We start from the raw sequence: 17,292 nt of genomic DNA, 5'->3' as shown, positions 1-17,292 counted from the left end.
GGGGCGAGGGCGAGGGTGCCGCGGACCTCGACGTTGCCCGCCGAGGCGAGGGTGACGGTGCGGCCGGCGGCGAAGGTGAGGGCGCCGCCCGGTTCGACCAGCAGCGAGGCGACGGTGGCGTCGGTGTCCAGCAGCACCTTGTCGGTGATCCGGACGGCGCTCTGCGGGCCGGGCACCCTGCCGCCCCAGCCGGCCGGGTCGGACCACGGGCGGCCGTTCCGGTCGACGACGGGTGCGACGGCGGGCTGCCCGGGCGCGCCGCCCTCCGCGGCGCCGGCGGAGGGCGCCGGCGCGGCGTGGCCGTGGTCCATGGCTCCGTCGCCTCCCGTCCCGGCCGGGCTCGTGGCGGTGCCCCCGGCGGCGACGGGCGCCGTGGGGCCGGTCAGCGAGCGTCGTCGCAGGGCCTCCTCGCCGCCGACCGCCGCGAACACCGTGCCGACCGCGAGCCGGCGCAGCATTGTGCGGCGACTTAAGGGAGTTCGGGCCGCTTCAGGCGGGATGTCCGGTCTGCGATGCTTTGCCCGGCGATGCGCTCCGCGGGGCCCGGCGGCCGGCCGGCCCGCGTCCGGCTCCTCGTCCATGGCCATCGTTGCGCAGCCCTCCCCCCGGACGGCTGCGTCGGTCCCGACCTCCTGAAGCACAGGCAGTTGCATTGACCGCGGCGGGCGTTGCGCGAAAACGGTCATTTCTGATCATGGTGGACAGCCTTTCCGCAGGCTTTCCGCAAACCGTGACGAGCGTCACACATGTTTGCGGTTTGAACTTAAGTCTGCTTAACGTGCTCCCCGTTCGTGGCCACACGGACCCAGCTCATCCGCAACGCCGAGTCCTGCCGTCGGGTGCGCTGGCAGCGCAGAACGCACCACGGCAGGAGCGGGGGAACCACAGGTAAGTCGCCCCGGACCGGTCCGCGTACCGGTTCAGGGCTAGGGGTGAAGCCGCGTCCACAGCGCGGCCGGGCAACTCCAGCCCGAATCCGACAGCTCACCTCGCAGGCGTGGGAGAGGACCGCGTCTTCATGCTGCCCACCAACGGCACCCGCCTGTCCAGCCGCACCCGCCGCGCGATCGCCACCCTCGGCGTCGTCGGCATCGGTCTCACCGTCCCCTGCCTGACCTCCGGCACCGCCTCCGCCGCCTCCGTCGCCACCTGGGACAAGGTCGCGCAGTGCGAGAGCAGCGGCAACTGGAGCATCAACACCGGCAACGGCTTCTACGGCGGCCTCCAGTTCACCAACAGCACCTGGGCGGAGTTCGGCGGCACCGCGTACGCGGCCCGCGCCGACCTCGCCACCAAGGACCAGCAGATCGCGATCGCCGAGAAGGTGCTCGCCGTCCAGGGCCCCGGCGCCTGGCCCGTCTGCTCCGTCCAGGCCGGCCTGACCAAGGGCGGCACCCCCGCCGCCGTCGACACCACCACGGCCGCCAAGCCCGCCGCGCAGACCCCGGCCCCGGCCGCGCCCGCCGCGCAGGCCCCCGCCGCCAAGCCGGCCGCGCCGAAGGCCGACCAGGCCCCGGCCTCCACCGACTCCGCCAAGCCGCAGTCCGGCCAGAACTGGTCGAAGAAGTGGCAGGACAAGGCCGCCTCCAACGACTACACCGTCGTCGCCGGCGACTGGCTCTCCTCGATCGCCGACAAGAACAACGTCCAGGGCGGCTGGGAGCGGCTGTACGAGCTCAACCGGTCCACCCTGACCGACGGCCCGCACGTCATCTACCCCGGTCAGCACCTGACCCTCGGTGACCGCGCCCAGGCCTCGGACGAGTCCGGCAAGGGCTTCGACTGGTTCGACCGGAGCTCCGGCAACTCCGGCCAGGCCGCCGCCGCCAAGCCCGCCGCCCAGACCCAGGCCCCGGCCGCCAAGCCGGCCGCCCAGACCCAGACCCAGGCGCCCGCCCAGGCCGCCACCGGCAGCATGGCCGCCGCGGTCGCCTTCGCCGAGTCGAAGGTCGGCCAGGCGTACGTCTACGGCGGCACCGGCAACGGCGGCTGGGACTGCTCCGGCCTGACCCAGGCCGCGCTGCGCGCCGCGGGCGTCTCCATCCCGCGCGTCGCCGCCGACCAGGCCGCCGCCTCCACCCACGTCTCGCTGGACGCGCTCAAGCCGGGCGACCTGCTGTTCTGGTCCAACAACGGCCAGGACTCCGGCGTCTACCACGTCGCGATCTACGTCGGCAACGGCGCGTACGTCGAGGCCGCCAACCCGAGCGCGGGCGTGCGGACCGAGACCATCGCCAACTGGGCCCCGGACTTCGCCGGCCGGGTCTGATCCCCCGGCGCGCGGCTCCCGGGCCCGCGCAGGTACGCCGAAGCCCCCGGGAAGAGTCTGGTCGCTCTTCCCGGGGGCTTCGGCCTGCCCGCCCACGGGCAGCGGGTGCGGGGCCGGTGGAGGCCGTGGTGGAATCGGGGCGCAGCGGGCATGCTGCTGCTCCGCACCCGAGAAGGAGTCACCCATGGCCCAGGTCACCGTCACCCTCGACGCCAATCTCGCCATCGACGTGATGATGCTCGCCGGGACCCGGAGCCCGCAGGACGCCGTGGAGCTGGTCCTGCGCGACTACCTGGCCCGGGGCCGGCGCACCGGGAGCCGGACCGGCGACGCCGTCGACGGCCGGCGGTCGGGCCACGAACGCCCGACGGCCCAGGAGGGCTGACGAACGCACGACCGGGGCCCGGAGAGCGGATTGCTCTCCGGGCCCCGGTCGTGGTCGCTCAGCGGGCGCCTGCGCCCGTGGAACCGCGCATCACCAGCTCCGGCTGGAACATGAACTCCCCGCGCTGGGCGGCGTTCCCGCCGACCTCCTCCAGCAGGGCGTCGACGGCCGCGGTGGCCATCGCCTCGACCGGCTGGCGGATGGTGGTCAGCGGGGGCTCGGTGAACGCTATGAGCGGCGAGTCGTCGAAGCCGACCACCGACACGTCCTGCGGCACCGAGAGCCCGCGCTGGCGCACCGCCCGGATCGCGCCGAGCGCCATCATGTCGCTGCCGCAGACGATCGCGGTGCAGCCCTTGTCGAGCAGCGCGCCGGCCGCCGCGTGCCCGCCCTCCACGCTGAACAGCGTGTGGTGGACGAGGTCCTGGGCCTCCTCGGTGGTCCGGCCGAGCACCTCGCGCATGGCCGCGGTGAAGCCCTCGATCTTCCGCAGCACCGGCACGTACCGGCGCTGCCCGACGGCCAGGCCGATCCGCTCGTGGCCGAGTTCGGCCAGGTGCTGGACGGCCATCCACATCGCGGCCCGGTCGTCCGGCGAGATGAACGGCGCGTCGATCTTCTCGCTGAAACCGTTGATCAGGACGAACGGCACCTGCCGGCCGGTCAGCCGGGCGTACCGGTCGTGGTCAGCGGTGGTGTCGGCGTGCAGGCCGGAGACGAAGACGATGCCCGCCACGCCCCGGTCGACCAGCATCTCCACCAGTTCGTCCTCGGTGGAGCCGCCGGGCGTCTGGGTGCAGAGCACCGGCGTGAAGCCGTGCCGGCTCAGCACCTGCTCGATCACCTGCGCGAGCGCGGGGAAGATCGGGTTGCTCAGCTCCGGGGTGATCAGCCCGATCAGGCCCGCGCTGCGCTGGCGCAGCCGGGTCGGCCGCTCGTAGCCGAGCACGTCCAGCGCCGCCAGCACGGTCTGCCTGGTGGCGGCGGAGACGTTCGCCTTGCCGTTGAGTACGCGGGAGACGGTGGCTTCGCTGACCCCCGCCTGCGCCGCGATGTCTGAGAGTCGCGCCGTAGTCACGGTCCCAGAGCCTATTGCAACCACGTCAGACCGCCCACCAGTCGGTGCTGTCCGGAGCGAGCACCGTCTCGCCGCCGTCCACCACGGCGTCCGCGGAGGAGAGCAGCAGGCGGCCGGGCGCCGGTATCCGGACCGGTTCCGCGGTGGTGTTCACGGTGCAGACGAAGGAGCCGCGGCGGAACACCAGGGTGCCCTCGGGGCTGTCCAGCCACTCCACGCCGGTGCCGGCGCCGAGGTCGGCCTGTGCGCGGCGCACGGCCAGCGCGCTGCGGTACAGCTCCAGGGTGGACGTCGGGTCGCCGGTCTGCGCCTCGACGCTGAGCTGCGCCCACTCGGCGGGCTGCGGCAGCCAGCTCGGGCCGCCGGCGACCGGGCCGAAGCCGTACGGGGCCTCGGTGCCGGACCACGGGATCGGGACGCGGCAGCCGTCGCGGTAGCCGTCCTGGCCGGCCTGGCGGAAGAAGGACGGGTCCTGACGGACCTCGTCGGGCAGGTCGGTGACGTCCGGCAGGCCGAGCTCCTCGCCCTGGTAGACGTACGCGGAGCCGGGCAGCGCGAGCATCAGCAGGGTGGCGGCGCGGGCGCGGCGCAGGCCGAGCCGGCGGTCGCCGGGGGTGCGGATCTGGGTGCCGAGGCCGGGCTCGTTGGCGAACCGGGTGGCGTGCCGGGTGACGTCGTGGTTGGACAGCACCCAGGTGGTGGGGGCGTCGACCGGGCGCATCGAGTCGAGCGAGAGGTCGATCACCTCGCGCAGCTCGGCCGAGTCCCAGGAGGTGCCCAGGTACTGGAAGTTGAAGGCCTGGTGCAGCTCGTCGGGGCGCACGTAGTTGGCGGTGCGCTGGACGGTGGGGGTCCACGCCTCGGCGACGCCGATCCGCTGGCCCGGGTACTCGTCCAGGATCCGCCGCCAGCTGCGGTAGATCTCGTGCACGCCGTCCTGGTCGAAGAACGGCATGACGTCGTTGCCGAGCAGCTTGAGCTGGTCGCCGCCGCCGAGGTCGGGCAGGCCGGGGGCCTTCACCAGGCCGTGGGCGACGTCGATCCGGAAGCCGTCGACGCCCATGTCGAGCCAGAACCGCAGGATCGAGCGGAACTCGTCGGCGACGGCCTGGTTCTCCCAGTTGAAGTCGGGCTGCTCCGGGGCGAACAGGTGCAGGTACCAGTCGCCCAGGGTCCCGTCCGGGTCCTCGGTGCGGGTCCAGGCCGGGCCGCCGAAGATGGACTCCCAGTCGTTGGGCGGCAGTTCGCCGTTCTCACCCTTGCCGGGCCGGAAGTGGTAGCGGTCGCGCAGAGGGGACGCAGGGCCCTCGCGCAGGGCACGCTGGAACCACTCGTGCTGGTCGGAGGAGTGGTTGGGGACGAGGTCCACGATGATCCGCAGGCCCAGCGCGTGGGCGTCGCGGATCAGCCCGTCGGCGTCCAGCAGGGTGCCGAACATCGGGTCCACCGCGCGGTAGTCCGCCACGTCGTAGCCGGCGTCGGCCTGCGGCGAGGCGTAGAACGGCGAGAGCCAGACGGCGTCCACGCCGAGGTCGCGCAGGTAGGGCAGGCGGCTGCGGATGCCGGGCAGGTCGCCCATGCCGTCCCCGTTGGAGTCGGCGAAGCTGCGCGGGTACACCTGGTAGATGACCGCGTCCCGCCACCAGTCTCTGGACGCGCCGGCGCCGGCCTCGTGAGCGGTGGCGTCGGCGGCGGGCCGGGAGGTGTCGGCCAGGTTCTGGGTCATGGACGGTATCCCTTGGGACTAGAGAGCGGCAGGTCAGGACTTGGAGGCGCCGGCGGTCAGGCCGGTGACCAGGTGACGCTGCACCAGGTAGAAGAGGACCGAGGACGGGATCGCGATCAGTACGGCGGTCGCCGCCATCAGGTTCCACTGGGCGTCGTGCTCGCTGACGAAGGTCTGCAGGCCGACCGCCAGGGTGTACTTGTCGGAGCTGAGCATGAAGGTGGAGGCGAAGGCCACCTCGGCCCATGCGGTCAGGAAGGAGTAGAACGCGGCCACGGCCAGGCCCGGCCTGGCGAGCGGCAGCACCAGCCGCCAGAAGGTGCCGAACGGGGAGAGCCCGTCGACCCGGCCGGCCTCGTCGATCTCCACCGGGATGGTGTCGAAGTAGCCCTTCAGCAGCCAGGCGCAGTACGGCACCGTGGTGGTCGAGTAGACCAGGATCAGGCCGAGGTAGCTGTCCAGCAGGTCGAGCTCGGAGAGGATCGTGTACATCGGCACGATCAGCACCGCGATCGGGAACATCTGGGTGACCAGCAGCGACCACATCAGCGGCTTGTGGCCGGGGAAGCGCATCCGGGAGACGGCGTAGCCCGTGGTGGCGGCGATCAGCACGCCGAAGACGGTGGTGACGCCGGAGACCAGGAACGCGTTGCCGAACCAGGTGAAGAAGTCGGTGTCGAACAGCACCGTGTGGTAGTTCGACAGCGTCATCTTGTCGAGGATGGCGCCCGGGTGGAGGTAGTCCGTCTTGTCCGGGCCGAGCGAGACGTAGAGGATCCAGACCACCGGGAAGAGCGCGATGAGGCTGGCCAGGATCAGCGCGCCGTGGGACAGCGCGCGGGAGGCCGGGCTCGCCTGTCCGCGCGGGCGGACCTTGGGCGGCCGGCCGGCCGGCGGCGCGGGACGCGCGGCGGCGGTGGTGGGTCGGTCGGTGGTGGTGCTCATCGGGGGTACCTGCCTTCGTGGTCGCTGGGGGGACGGGGCGTCAGCCGTTGGCCTGCTCGTTGCGGGCCAGCCAGCGCCGGTAGAAGGCGGTGAAGACGATCAGGATGGAGAGCAGGATGACGCCGTACGCGGCGGACTGCGCGTAGTCCCGGGGCTGCTGGCCGAAGCCGAGCCGGTAGGCCCAGGTGACCAGCAGCTGGGCGTCGGGCGCGTTGCCGCCGAACAGCAGGAAGATCACGGCGAACTGGTTGAACGTCCAGATCACGCCGAGCAGCACCACGGTCGAGGAGACGGTGCGCAGCCCCGGCAGGGTCACGTGGCGGAACCGCTGCCACGGGGTGGCGCCGTCCATCTCGGCCGCCTCGTACAGCTCGGCCGGGATCGACTGGAGGCCGCCGAGCAGCGAGATCATCATGAACGGCACGCCGACCCAGGTGTTGACCAGGATGGCGGCCGCCTTCTGCGCCAGCGGGTCGTCCAGCCAGCCGGGTTCGGGCAGGTGCAGGGCGGAGAGCAGGCTGTTGACGGCGCCGCCGTCGGCGAGCATCAGCCGCCAGGAGAAGACGGTGACGAAGGTCGGCACGGCCCAGGGCAGGATGAGCAGCATCCGGTAGACGGCGCGGCCGCGCAGCTTCTGGTTGAGCAGCAGGGCGAGGCCGAGGCCGACGGTGTAGTGCAGGCAGACGCAGATCGCGGTCCAGGCGATGGTCCAGACGAAGTGCGACCAGAAGCGGTCGTACGAGCCCGGGCCCCAGAGGATGTCCGCGTAGTTGTCGAAGCCGACGAACTTGTAGCTGGCGGGGATCTCGTTGACGCCGATCTTGCGGGCGGCGTTGAGGCTGTTGGCGTCGGTGAGGGTGAGCCAGAAGCCCTCGGCGAGCGGGTAGAGCACCAGTACGCCCAGCACGATCACGACCGGCGCGATCATCGCGTAGGCGTACCAGTGCTTGGCGTACGAGCGCTTGAGGCGCTCCATCAGGCCCGGACGCGGATCGCGCTCCCGGCTGCCCTGGCCGGTGGCGCCCTGCACGGCGACTGACATGTTCGACACCTTCTCGGGGAGGTCCGCCGCCTCGCTACGGCGACTGCTGCTACGGGTCTGGCCGCCCGGCCCGCCGGGGGTGGCGGGCCGGGCGGCTCGGGTGACTACTTGGCGAAGCCCGGGAGGAGCTTGGCGTAGTCGGTGGCGACGGTGTTCAGGCCGTCCTGGGTGCCGGTGCCCTGGACCACCTTGCCGAGGTTGGTGCCCAGCGAGGAGAACAGCGAGCTGTACTCGGGCAGTTCGGGGCGGGGACGGGCGCTGGTGAGCACGCTCTGGAAGCCGGCGATGCCGGGGTCGGCCTTGACCTCGGGGGTGAAGGCGTCGGCGCGGGTCGGCAGGGTGGAGTTCTTCTGCGCGATGAACGCCTGGCTCTCGGCGGAGGTCATGTAAGCGGCGAACTTCTCGGCGGCGGCCTTGTGGGCCTTGTCCGAGCCGGCGTAGACGGAGATGTTGTGGCCGCCGGTGGGGGCGCCGGCCTTGCCGGCGGAGCCGGCCGGGACGGGGGCGATGCCGAGGTTGTTCTTGTCGGCGAACGCGGTGCCCTTGTAGATGTTGGTGATCTCCCAGGGACCCTGGATGATCGCCGCGACCTTGCCGCTGTTGAAGGCGTCCATCATGTGCGCGTAGGCGTCGCTGGTGACGTCGGCCTTGGCGGTTCCCGGCGCGGTGAACATCGTCTTGTAGGTCTCGATGCCCTTGACGGCCTCGGCCGAGCCGATGGTGATCTTCTTGCCGGCGGCGTCGACGGTGTCGGTGCCCTCGCCGAACAGGAACGGCATCGCGTAGTAGCCGTCGGCGGCCTTCAGCCAGAAGCCGTCCACGCCGGCCTTCTCCTTGACGGCGGCCGCGGCGGTCTTCAGCTCGTCCCAGGTCTTGGGGGCGGCGGTGATGCCGGCCTTGGTGAAGAGCTCCTTGTTGTAGAGCAGGCCGAGGGTGTCGGTGACCAGCGGGACGCCGTACAGCTTGCCCTCGTACTTGGCCTGCTGGACGAGGCTGGGCTGGAAGGCGCCGGCGTCGGCGGCGGCCGGGGTGCCGTCCAGCGGCTCCAGGTAGCCGGCCTTGGCGAAGGCGGCGGTCCAGCCGACCTCGGAGCGGAACACGTCCGGAGCGCCCTTGGCCCCCATGGCGGTCTGGAGCTTGTTCTGCGCCTGGTCGAACGGCACGTTGACGAAGTCGACCTTGACGTTCGGGTTGGCCTCTTCGAACTTCTTGACGAGGGCCTGGTAGTTCGGGGCCTCGTTGGTGGCGTTCGACGTGTCCCAGTACGTGAGGGTGACCGGCCCGTCGGCCTTGCCGTCCGAGCTGGAGCCGCTGCTGCCACAGGCAGCCATCGAGACCGCGAGGGCCACAACGAGGGCAGAGGCCGCGATGCCACGCCGCATGAGAACTCCTTGGGAGGGGTGGGGGTGCCCGAGATGTTGGGAGACAGGCGCATAATGGCTGCCTCGTGCCGACCGCACCGTTGCTGCCGTCGGGCTCGGAAGGAAGTTAACAGCGGCGCAATCGCCACGGAAAGTCCTTGCAGCAAGTTTCTGCAAGAAATGGGGATCGTTACGCCCGCGTGTCCTGGACGTGGCCGCACGGTAGTTGACAGGCGGTCGAGGCGTGGCGCTTTGTCCGTTTCATCCCGATAGGAACCCCGGTAATTAATACGCTGGGTTGCCGAAAGGCCTTGCAGCAGACTGGTCCCATGCGAATCAGAGCCGCCACCGGGGAAGACCTGCCACTGCTGCGCGAGCTGGAACGGGCCGCCGGGGCACCGTTCGCCGCCATCGGGATGCCGGAGATCGCCGAGGACGAGCCGCCCACCGTCGAGGAGCTGGCCCACTTCCTGGACGGGGGCACCGCACTGGTCGCCCTCTCCGACGAGGGCGACGAGGGCGACAGCCGGGGCGGCGGGGGCGGTGAGAGGGACAGCGGGGGCGACGGGCGTGCCGGAGGCGAAGGCGGCACCCCGGTCGGCTACCTGCTGGCCGAGCCGGTGGACGGCGCCCTCCACATCGAGCAGGTGTCCGTCCACCCCGGCCACGCCCGCCGCGGCATCGGCCGGGCGCTGATCGAGCACCTGGCGGCCACCACCGACGCGCCCGCCCTGACCCTCACCACCTTCGCCGACGTCCCGTGGAACGCCCCCTACTACGCCCGCCTCGGCTTCCGGCCGCTCGCCGACGCCGAGGTCACCCCGGGTCTGCGGGAGATCCGCCGCCGCGAGGCCGGGCACGGCCTCGACCGTTGGCCGCGGCTCTGCATGCGCAGGGAGCTCGGCGCGGGCTGGCTCAGCTGACGCCCAGCCTCAGCACCGTGGTCGAGCGGAACTCCTCCCCCGGCCGCAGCTCGGTGCCGGGGAAGGCGGGGTGGTGCGGGGAGTCCGGGAAGTGCTGCGTCTCCAGCGCGATCCCGGCGAACGGCCCGTACGGCACGCCGCTCGCACCGGTCACGGCGCCCTGGAACTTGTTGGCGGTGTAGACCTGCACGCCCGGCTCGGTGGTCAGCACCTCCAGGGTGCGGCCGCTGGCCGGGTCCTCCAGCAGCGCCGCCCGGGCCGGGGTGCCGTCCGCCGGGCGCGGGCGGAGCACCCAGTTGTGGTCGTAGCCGCCGGGCCCGGTCAGCTGCGGGTGCTCGTCCTGCACCGACTTGCCGATCGGCCGGGGGGAGGTGAAGTCGAACGGCGTGCCGGCCACCGGCTCCGTCCGCCCGTACGGGATCTGCCGGTGGTCGGCGGGGGTGTACTCGTCGGCGTCCAGGGTGAGCAGGTGACCGAGGACGTCGCCGCTGCCCTCGCCCGCGAGGTTGAAGTACGCGTGGTTGGTGAGGTTGAGGACGGTCGGCCTGCTGGTGGTCGCGCGGTAGCCGATCACCAGCTCGCCGGCGGCGCTCAGCGTGTAGTCGACGGTGACGTCGAGCGCGCCGGGGAAGCCCTGGTCGCCGTCCGGGCTGTGCAGGTGCAGCCGAACGCCGTCGGGCAGCGGCTCGGACTCCCACATCCGGTGCACGAAGCCGTCCGGACCGCCGTGCAGGGTGACGCCGCCGCCGGTCGGGGCGAGCGGGTGCTCCTCGCCGTCGATGGTGACCTTGCTGCCGTCGATGCGGTTGGCGTACCGGCCGACCACCGCGCCGTAGTGCCGGGCCGGGCCGAGGATCTCGGCGAGCCGGTCGCTGGAGAGCAGCACCTGGGCGGGGCGGCCGGTGCGGTCGGGGGCGGTCAGGGAGTGCAGGGTGGCGCCGAGGGTGAGCACGGTCGCCTCGTACGGGCCGGCCCGCAGCGTCCAGCGCTCGATCGCGGCGCCCGCGCCCGCGGGTTCGAGCGGCTCGCGCCGCACACCGGTCGCCTGCGACCCGTTCGCCGGGGGCGTCGCCATGACCTGCTCCTCACTGGCGGCCGCGGTGCGCCGCGGCCCCCTGGTACCGGGTCCGTCCGGGGCTCGCCGCCCCGTGGGCCAGCCTAGTCAGCGGGGCGGCGGCGGGGGCGCTCCTGCCGCCCCGCGCGCCGCCGTCGGGCTTCCGCCCGCCGTCGTACCTTCGCCCGCCAGAAGGCGTCCGTCCGTCGAAGGCGTCCGCCCGCCGTCGTACTTCCGTCCGCCGTCAGACTTCCGCCGTGCCGCCGTCCCGGCCGGCCGCGCCCTCGCGCCCGTCCTCGGTGCCCTCGCGCTGCTCGGGCGGCAGGCCGAGCGCCGAGGCGAGCCCGTCCGGGCCGCTGCCCGCCTTGCGGTAGACGGCGGCCAGCCGCCGGTTCACCAGGCTGAGGTGCACGCCCAGCTCGTCGGCGATCCGCTGCGGCGGCACGCCCCGCACGGCGAGCCGGGCGACGTCCCACTCGGGCTGGCTCAGCATCTCCCGGACGTCGCCGAGGCGGTTGGGCCGCAGGCCGTAGTTGGCCAGCTCGCGGCGGGCCCGGTCGACCAGGCCGTCGGCGGCGCAGTGCTGGGCCAGTTCGATGCCCTGGTAGAGGAACTCCTGGGCGTCCTCCAGCCGGCCGACCCTGCGCAGCGCCGCACCGAGGTCCACCAGCGCGACGGCGTGCTCGTAGCCGGCCGGCGACTGGCCGAGGTGGCGCACGGCCTCCTCCAGCAGCTCGACCGCCTGCTGGCCGTCCGCGATCTCGGCGTGCAGCCGCAACGCGGTGCCGATCGCCGAGGCGGTACCGAACCTGCGGGCGTCCCGGACGGACCGCTCCGCGTACGCGCGGGCCCGCTCGGGCTCGTCCTCGGCGAGCGCGACCGCGAGGTGGCCGGCCCAGGGCGCCCAGACGGTGTTGTGCCAGCCGCGGGCGTCCAGCTGGGCGCCGGCCTCGGTGAGGGCGGCGGCGGCCCCGGCTTTGCGGCCCTTGGCGAGCAGCAGCTTGCCGTAGAGGGAGGCCGCGTCGGGCAGCACCATCGCGGTGGCGTGGTACGGCGGGCTGAAGCCGAACCCGATCGCGAGGTCCCAGGCCTCGTTGGTGCGGCCGCGGGCGATCAGGGTGTCCACCAGGACGCCGACCGCGTCCCAGGCGAGCGGCAGCTTGGGGCCGATCCGCTCGGAGAGCCGCAGGGCCCGGCGCAGGAAGTCCTCGGCCTCGGCGAGCAGGCCGCGGCGGAACCGGGCCAGGCCCATCAGGAAGTACGCGAAGCCGCGGTGGGCACCGCTCCAGCCGGCGATCTCGAACTGGACGATGGCGTCGCCGAAGAGCCGCTCGGCCTGCGCGATGCGGTCGCTGTAGGTGTACGAGAGACCGAGCGTGGCGGGCAGTTCGAAGCCCCAGGTGCTGTCCGTCCAGCCGAGGCCCTTGGGCAGCCGGCCCTGGTCGAGGACCTGGTCCGCGTGGCGCAGCACCTCGGCGGAGGGCTCGCCGCGCAGGGTGAGGTCCCAGGCGCGCAGTGCGAGGACGGCCCGGTCGGCGGCCTCGCGGCCGGTGAGGCTGCGGCAGAGCTCGCCCAGCCGCTCGGAGCGGGCCGGACCGTCCTCCTCGGACTTGCGGTAGGCGTGCCACATGAGAACGCGGCGGCCTCCAGCCGGAGCCGGCCCGCGGAGTCGTCCTCCGTCTGCTCGGCCTCGTCCTGGCAGACCCGCGCGGCCTCGCCGAGCTGGCCGCTGTGCGCGAGGACCTCGGAGAGCCGGAAGGTGGCGTCGACCCGGAGCGAGGGGCGCAGTGGTCCCTCGTCGGGATCGAGGGCGAGCTTCAGCTGGTTGACGGTGGCCATCGGGTCGGTGAGCAGCGCGGAGCAGCCCAGCTCGTACAGCACCTCGGCGCGGATGTCGTCGTCCGGCGGCTCGGCGAGGGCGCGGTGCAGGCAGCGCTGGGCGGCCTCGGGCGCGCCGATCAGCAGGTGTTCCTGGGCGGCCTTGCGCAGCTTGCGGACGGTGCGGTCGTCGCCCTCGCCGGGGAAGGTCTCGACCAGGTGGCGGGAGGCGGCGAGCAGTCCGAGCCCGGCGTTCTCGATCTCGGCGGCGGCCACCCCGTGCATGCCGGTCTTGGTGGACTCCTTCATGGTGTTGTAGATCGAGCTGCCGATCAGCGGGTGGACGAACTCCAGGTTCCCGTTCGGCGTCTGGGTGAGGACGCGCTGCTTGCGCAGCTGCTTGATGGACTCGCGGGAGGCCTCGGGGCTCTGGGTGGAGATCCGGGCGGCGAGGTCCGGCCGGATGTCGGTGCCGAGCATCGCGCAGGCCCAGGCGAACCGCAGGGTGCTGGCGCCGAGCCGCTCCAGCCAGCCGGTGAGGGTCGTCCCGGTGGCGTCCACGGCGAGTTCCCGCAGCTGTTGGGAGTTCTCCTCGACCGGGTCGAGCTCCTGGTCGCGCACCTGGTTCAGCAGGGCGACGGCCTCGAACGGGTTCCCGTTGACGACGTTCCAGAACTCGTAGCAGAAGGCGTCCTCGGCCTTGTCGCCGAGTTCGGCGCGGACCATGTCGGTGACCGAGACCAGGGTGAGCCGGCCGAGTTCGTGCCGGCGGGTGGCGAGGGAGGTGACGGCGGCCTGGTGCTCCTGGGCCTCGGGCTGCCAGTCCGCGATGTCGTCCCGGTAGGCGAAGACCAGCAGGACGGGCAGCTCGCTCGCGCGGAGGGCGAACGAGGCGAGCCAGGCGAGCGATTCGAGGTCGGACCAGTGCAGGTCGTCGACGATCATCACCAGCGGCGCCCGGCGCGGGGCGAGCTGGGTCAGGACGTAGTCGAGGCCGTCGCGCACGCCCTGCGGGTCGAGGCGGCGGGCCCCGGCCTTCGGCTGCTTGAGCCCCATGGCCGGACCGACGACCTCCTCCCAGGTGCCCATGACCTGCCGGAACTCGGCGGGTTCGAGGCTGCCGAGGACGGGCTGGAGCAGCTGGCGCAGGACGTGGTACGGCTCGTTGGACTGACGCTCGCCGCCACGGGCGAACAGGACGGTGGCGCCCTCGCGGAGCTTGGCGATCCGGCGGACCTCGTGCAGCAGGCTGGTCTTGCCGATGCCGGGCCGTCCGGAGAAGGTGAGCAGCTCGCCGATCTCGGTGCCGCCGGCGGCGAACTCGCGGCAGAGCTTCTCCACCGCGGCCTCGGCCGAGCGGAGTTCGGCGTCACGGTCGCGCAGCCTGACCCGGTGCGGAACGGTCTCCGACTCCCGCCCGTCGGCACCCGCCCCCGCCCGAAGTTCGTGTCCCTGCTCGGTCACCCTCGCGCCTCCGCCTCGCCGTACCCTGCTCCTGGAGCCGAGGTTAGCGCCGTGGGGGGCGTGCTGTCGGGCATTCGCCCAGGCTGGAACGGAGATTGAGGGTTCGGACAGCTTGCCAAGGGCAATTGCCCTATATCCCTAACGTCCGATCATTGCATCGGATACTCTACGGCCCCCGAGCCAAGTTGATCTTGCCATGCCGATTTGCGCACCGCGTTCAGCCGCTCCAACTCGCCCTCCCCCACGACCAGCACAGGCACCACCAGCACCCCCACCCTCCGCCGCACCGGGAGTCCGATGTCTGACGACACCTCACTTCAGATTCCGTTCCCGCACCGCCGAAGCCCGCACGCTCCGCACGCCGCCGAACTGCACCGCGACTGGCTGACCCGCCACCCGCTGCTCCCGGACCCCTCGCACCCCTCCTACGCGCACTGGGACGTCGTCGCCCTCGCAGCCCTCGGCTACCCCGATGCCGGGCCGGACGAACTCGCTCTGGCCGCCGACCTGATGGGCTTCTACTTCCTCTTCGACGACCAGTTCGACGGCCCCCTCGGCCGCCGCCCCGCCGAAGTGGCCCCGATCTGCGAGCGGCTCATCTCCGTCCTGCACGGCGGCAGGCCCGACCCCTCCTCCGCCGTCGAGACCGCCTTCGCGGACCTCTGGGAACGCAGCGTACGCGGGATGCCCGCGCGTTGGCAGGCACGCGCCGCGTACAACTGGGAGTGGTACCTGGCCAGCCACCCCGCCGAGGCCGCCGGCCGGATCTCCGAGCGGCCGCCGGACCGCGACGGCTACCTGGCCCTGCGCCGCGGCACCGCAGCGATGGAGACCATCTTCGACATGGTGGAGTGCCTCGGCCACTTCGAGGTGCCCGCCGCCATACTCCACCACCCGGTGCTCCGCCAGATCCGCCAGCTCGCCGCCGACATCCCCTCGCTGAGCAACGACGTCCGGTCGTTCCCGCTGGAGGCGCCCCGCGGCGACGTCAACAACCTGGTGATGATCGTGCAGCGGGAGCGCCACTGCTCGGCCGAGGAGGCGTGCGCCGTGGTGATGGACGAGGCCCAGCTGATGGTCGAGCGCTGCCGCGGGCTGTACGACCGCCTCCCCGACGTCCACCGCGAACTGGGCCTGTCCCGGGTGGAGCGCACCATCGCGCAGCGCTACGCCGACGGCCTGGTCACCTGGCTCGCCGGATACCTCAACTGGGAGTCCCACACCGGCCGTTACCTCGCCGCCTGAGCCCGACCGGCTCCGCGCGAACCCGGACGCACGCCCGCCCGGGCCCGGGCCGGCCCTCGTCGGCGTGACGGAAAACGGCCGAATAGGCACCCTCCGTGGAAGCGTTCTGTACGGACCGTAGCCGCGCCCGCCGTCCGCGGCTAGGGTGCCAGACGGCGGGCGCCCCGGCGGCGCCCGGCCCATGTGCGTGTCCGCACCCTCCGCCGGACCGCCGGGCCACCGGTCCGCGGTCCGGCGCACCGCCCGGCCCGAGCGCGCCGCGGCGGTGCCCCCCGACCACGCGAGGAGGCCCCCAGAGCATGACGGTCTACCAGCCCCCCGGCACCCCTGGCTCCATCGTCAACTACCGCCCCCGGTACGAGCACTGGATCGGCGGGCGATGGACGCCGCCGGTCCGCGGCGAGTACTTCGAGAACCCCAGCCCGGTCACCGGCGAGGTCTTCACCGAGGTCGCCCGCGGCACCGCCGAGGACATCGAGGCCGCGCTCGACGCCGCCCACGCCGCCGCCCCGGCCTGGGGCCGCACCGCGCCCGCCGAGCGCGCCCAGGTGCTGCTGCGGATCGCCGACCGGATGGAGGCGAACCTGGAGGCGCTGGCCGTCGCGGAGAGCTGGGAGAACGGCAAGCCGGTGCGCGAGACGCTGGCCGCCGACCTGCCGCTCGCCGTCGACCACCTGCGCTACTTCGCCGGCGCGCTGCGCGCCCAGGAGGGCGGCCTGTCCCAGCTGGACGAGGACACCGTGGCGTACCACTTCCACGAGCCGCTGGGCGTGGTCGGCCAGATCATCCCGTGGAACTTCCCCATCCTGATGGCGGTCTGGAAGCTCGCCCCGGCCCTGGCGGGCGGCAACGCGGTGGTGCTCAAGCCCGCCGAGCAGACCCCGGCGTCGATCCTGGTGCTGGTCGAGCTGATCGCCGACCTGCTGCCGCCCGGCGTGCTCAACGTGGTCAACGGCTTCGGCCTGGAGGCCGGGCGTCCGCTGGCCTCCAGCAGCCGGATCCGCAAGATCGCCTTCACCGGCGAGACCACCACCGGCCGCCTGATCTCCCAGTACGCCAGCGGCAACCTGATACCGGTCTCGCTGGAGCTCGGCGGCAAGAGCCCCAACCTGTTCTTCGCCGACGTCGCGGCCGAGCAGGACGCCTTCTACGGCAAGGCGCTGGAGGGCTTCGCGATGTTCGCCCTCAACCAGGGCGAGGTCTGCACCTGCCCGAGCCGGGCGCTGATCCAGTCCACGGTCTACGACCGGCTGCTGGCCGACGGCCTGGAGCGGGTGCGGTCGATGCGCCAGGGCAACCCGCTGGACACCGAGACCCAGGTCGGCGCCCAGGCCAGCGACGACCAGCTGAAGAAGATCCTCTCCTACATCGAGATCGGCCAGGCCGAGGGCGCCAAGGTGCTGGCCGGCGGCGAACGCGCCGACCTCGGCGGGTCGCTCGCGGGCGGCTACTACGTGACGCCCACCGTCTTCGAGGGCGTCAACGGCATGCGGATCTTCCAGGAGGAGATCTTCGGCCCGGTCCTCGCGGTCACCCGCTTCGAGGACTTCGACGACGGCATCGCCCTCGCCAACGACACGCCGTACGGCCTCGGCGCGGGCGTGTGGTCCCGGGACGGCAACACCGCGTACCGGGCCGGACGGGCCATCCAGGCCGGCCGCGTCTGGACCAACTGCTACCACGCCTACCCCGCGCACGCGGCCTTCGGCGGCTACAAGAACTCCGGCATCGGCCGGGAGACCCACAAGGCGGTGCTGGAGCACTACCAGCAGACCAAGAACCTGCTGGTGAGCTACTCCCCCGACGCACTCGGCCTCTTCTAGGCCCCCGGGTAGGCCCCCGCGCAAGGGGCCCCCGGGCAAGGGGCTTCTGAGCGCAGGCCTCCGGCGCGGGTCTGCCGGGCGCGACCCGCCCCCCGGCAGGCCCGCTGCGGGGCACGCCCCGCCCGGGAGCACCGGGCCCGAAAACGCGGAGTGGGAAGT

12 protein-coding genes and 1 riboswitch are annotated in these 17,292 nt (G+C 72.7%); of the genes, 5 read left to right on the top strand and 7 right to left on the bottom strand.

The annotated features are described in order from the left end of the window. Positions 1-810: 810 nt before the first annotated feature. Positions 811-1,011: riboswitch (cyclic di-AMP (ydaO/yuaA leader) on the top strand. Then, positions 998-2,269 (top strand): transglycosylase family protein, encoded by a 1,272-nt coding sequence (locus ACFC1F_RS30725; RefSeq protein ID WP_376163171.1) that lies wholly within the window; start codon positions 998-1,000, stop codon positions 2,267-2,269. It overlaps the preceding riboswitch by 14 nt. A gap of 184 nt (positions 2,270-2,453) precedes the next feature. Beyond that, positions 2,454-2,654: a hypothetical protein gene (locus ACFC1F_RS30720; protein WP_209408435.1), complete on the top strand. Its 201-nt coding sequence runs from the start codon at positions 2,454-2,456 to the stop codon at positions 2,652-2,654. A 58-nt stretch (positions 2,655-2,712) separates the two neighbouring features. Here the strand turns inward: ACFC1F_RS30720 and ACFC1F_RS30715 are convergent, their stop codons facing one another. From ACFC1F_RS30715 to ACFC1F_RS30695, 5 genes are all read right to left on the bottom strand, one after another. Further along, complete coding sequence (locus ACFC1F_RS30715; protein WP_209408437.1) at positions 2,713-3,732, bottom strand: LacI family DNA-binding transcriptional regulator; 1,020 nt, start codon at positions 3,730-3,732, stop codon at positions 2,713-2,715. A 25-nt stretch (positions 3,733-3,757) separates the two neighbouring features. Next, entirely contained in the window at positions 3,758-5,458 is a 1,701-nt protein-coding gene (locus ACFC1F_RS30710; protein ID WP_376163168.1) for a glycoside hydrolase family 13 protein, read from the bottom strand. A 33-nt stretch (positions 5,459-5,491) separates the two neighbouring features. After that, complete coding sequence (locus ACFC1F_RS30705; protein WP_376163166.1) at positions 5,492-6,403, bottom strand: sugar ABC transporter permease; 912 nt, start codon at positions 6,401-6,403, stop codon at positions 5,492-5,494. A 40-nt stretch (positions 6,404-6,443) separates the two neighbouring features. Next, positions 6,444-7,445: a carbohydrate ABC transporter permease gene (locus tag ACFC1F_RS30700; protein ID WP_209408450.1), complete on the bottom strand. Its 1,002-nt coding sequence runs from the start codon at positions 7,443-7,445 to the stop codon at positions 6,444-6,446. A 104-nt stretch (positions 7,446-7,549) separates the two neighbouring features. Next, on the bottom strand, positions 7,550-8,827 hold the full coding sequence (locus tag ACFC1F_RS30695) for an extracellular solute-binding protein (RefSeq protein ID WP_376163164.1): 1,278 nt from the start codon (positions 8,825-8,827) through the stop codon (positions 7,550-7,552). A gap of 308 nt (positions 8,828-9,135) precedes the next feature. Between ACFC1F_RS30695 and ACFC1F_RS30690 the strand changes: the two genes are divergently transcribed. Beyond that, entirely contained in the window at positions 9,136-9,729 is a 594-nt protein-coding gene (locus tag ACFC1F_RS30690) for a GNAT family N-acetyltransferase (RefSeq protein ID WP_376163162.1), read from the top strand. Here the strand turns inward: ACFC1F_RS30690 and ACFC1F_RS30685 are convergent. Together ACFC1F_RS30685 and ACFC1F_RS30680 are read right to left on the bottom strand one after the other, a co-directional pair. Next, entirely contained in the window at positions 9,722-10,804 is a 1,083-nt protein-coding gene (locus ACFC1F_RS30685; RefSeq protein WP_209408468.1) for an aldose epimerase family protein, read from the bottom strand. The two genes, ACFC1F_RS30690 and ACFC1F_RS30685, sit on opposite strands and share 8 nt — an antisense overlap. Before the next feature lie 1,230 nt (positions 10,805-12,034). Then, the gene (locus ACFC1F_RS30680) at positions 12,035-14,065 is read right to left on the bottom strand and encodes an AAA family ATPase (protein WP_376163160.1); all 2,031 of its coding nucleotides are present in this window, start codon (positions 14,063-14,065) and stop codon (positions 12,035-12,037) included. Positions 14,066-14,362: 297 nt separating this feature from the next. Between ACFC1F_RS30680 and ACFC1F_RS30675 the strand changes: the two genes are divergently transcribed. Both ACFC1F_RS30675 and ACFC1F_RS30670 read left to right on the top strand, forming a co-directional pair. Next, positions 14,363-15,310: a terpene cyclase gene (locus ACFC1F_RS30675; protein ID WP_209408472.1), complete on the top strand. Its 948-nt coding sequence runs from the start codon at positions 14,363-14,365 to the stop codon at positions 15,308-15,310. 299 nt (positions 15,311-15,609) lie between these two features. Beyond that, complete coding sequence (locus tag ACFC1F_RS30670; RefSeq protein WP_376163158.1) at positions 15,610-17,133, top strand: aldehyde dehydrogenase family protein; 1,524 nt, start codon at positions 15,610-15,612, stop codon at positions 17,131-17,133. Positions 17,134-17,292 lie beyond the last annotated feature (159 nt).

The sequence above is a fragment of the Kitasatospora sp. NPDC056181 genome, assembly GCF_042266225.1.
Classification (GTDB): domain Bacteria; phylum Actinomycetota; class Actinomycetes; order Streptomycetales; family Streptomycetaceae; genus Kitasatospora.
This window is presented reverse-complemented; position numbering and strand designations above follow the sequence as displayed.

Bases quoted from the DNA above. Each gene is read 5' to 3' on its own strand.
- ACFC1F_RS30720 (WP_209408435.1), top strand. From the start codon at position 2,454: ATGGCCCAGGTCACCGTCACCCTCGACGCCAATCTCGCCATCGACGTG.
- ACFC1F_RS30710 (WP_376163168.1), bottom strand. From the start codon at position 5,458: ATGACCCAGAACCTGGCCGACACCTCCCGGCCCGCCGCCGACGCCACC.
- ACFC1F_RS30705 (WP_376163166.1), bottom strand. From the start codon at position 6,403: ATGAGCACCACCACCGACCGACCCACCACCGCCGCCGCGCGTCCCGCG.
- ACFC1F_RS30700 (WP_209408450.1), bottom strand. From the start codon at position 7,445: ATGTCAGTCGCCGTGCAGGGCGCCACCGGCCAGGGCAGCCGGGAGCGC.
- ACFC1F_RS30695 (WP_376163164.1), bottom strand. From the start codon at position 8,827: ATGCGGCGTGGCATCGCGGCCTCTGCCCTCGTTGTGGCCCTCGCGGTC.
- ACFC1F_RS30690 (WP_376163162.1), top strand. From the start codon at position 9,136: ATGCGAATCAGAGCCGCCACCGGGGAAGACCTGCCACTGCTGCGCGAG.
- ACFC1F_RS30685 (WP_209408468.1), bottom strand. From the start codon at position 10,804: ATGGCGACGCCCCCGGCGAACGGGTCGCAGGCGACCGGTGTGCGGCGC.
- ACFC1F_RS30675 (WP_209408472.1), top strand. From the start codon at position 14,363: ATGTCTGACGACACCTCACTTCAGATTCCGTTCCCGCACCGCCGAAGC.
- ACFC1F_RS30670 (WP_376163158.1), top strand. From the start codon at position 15,610: ATGACGGTCTACCAGCCCCCCGGCACCCCTGGCTCCATCGTCAACTAC.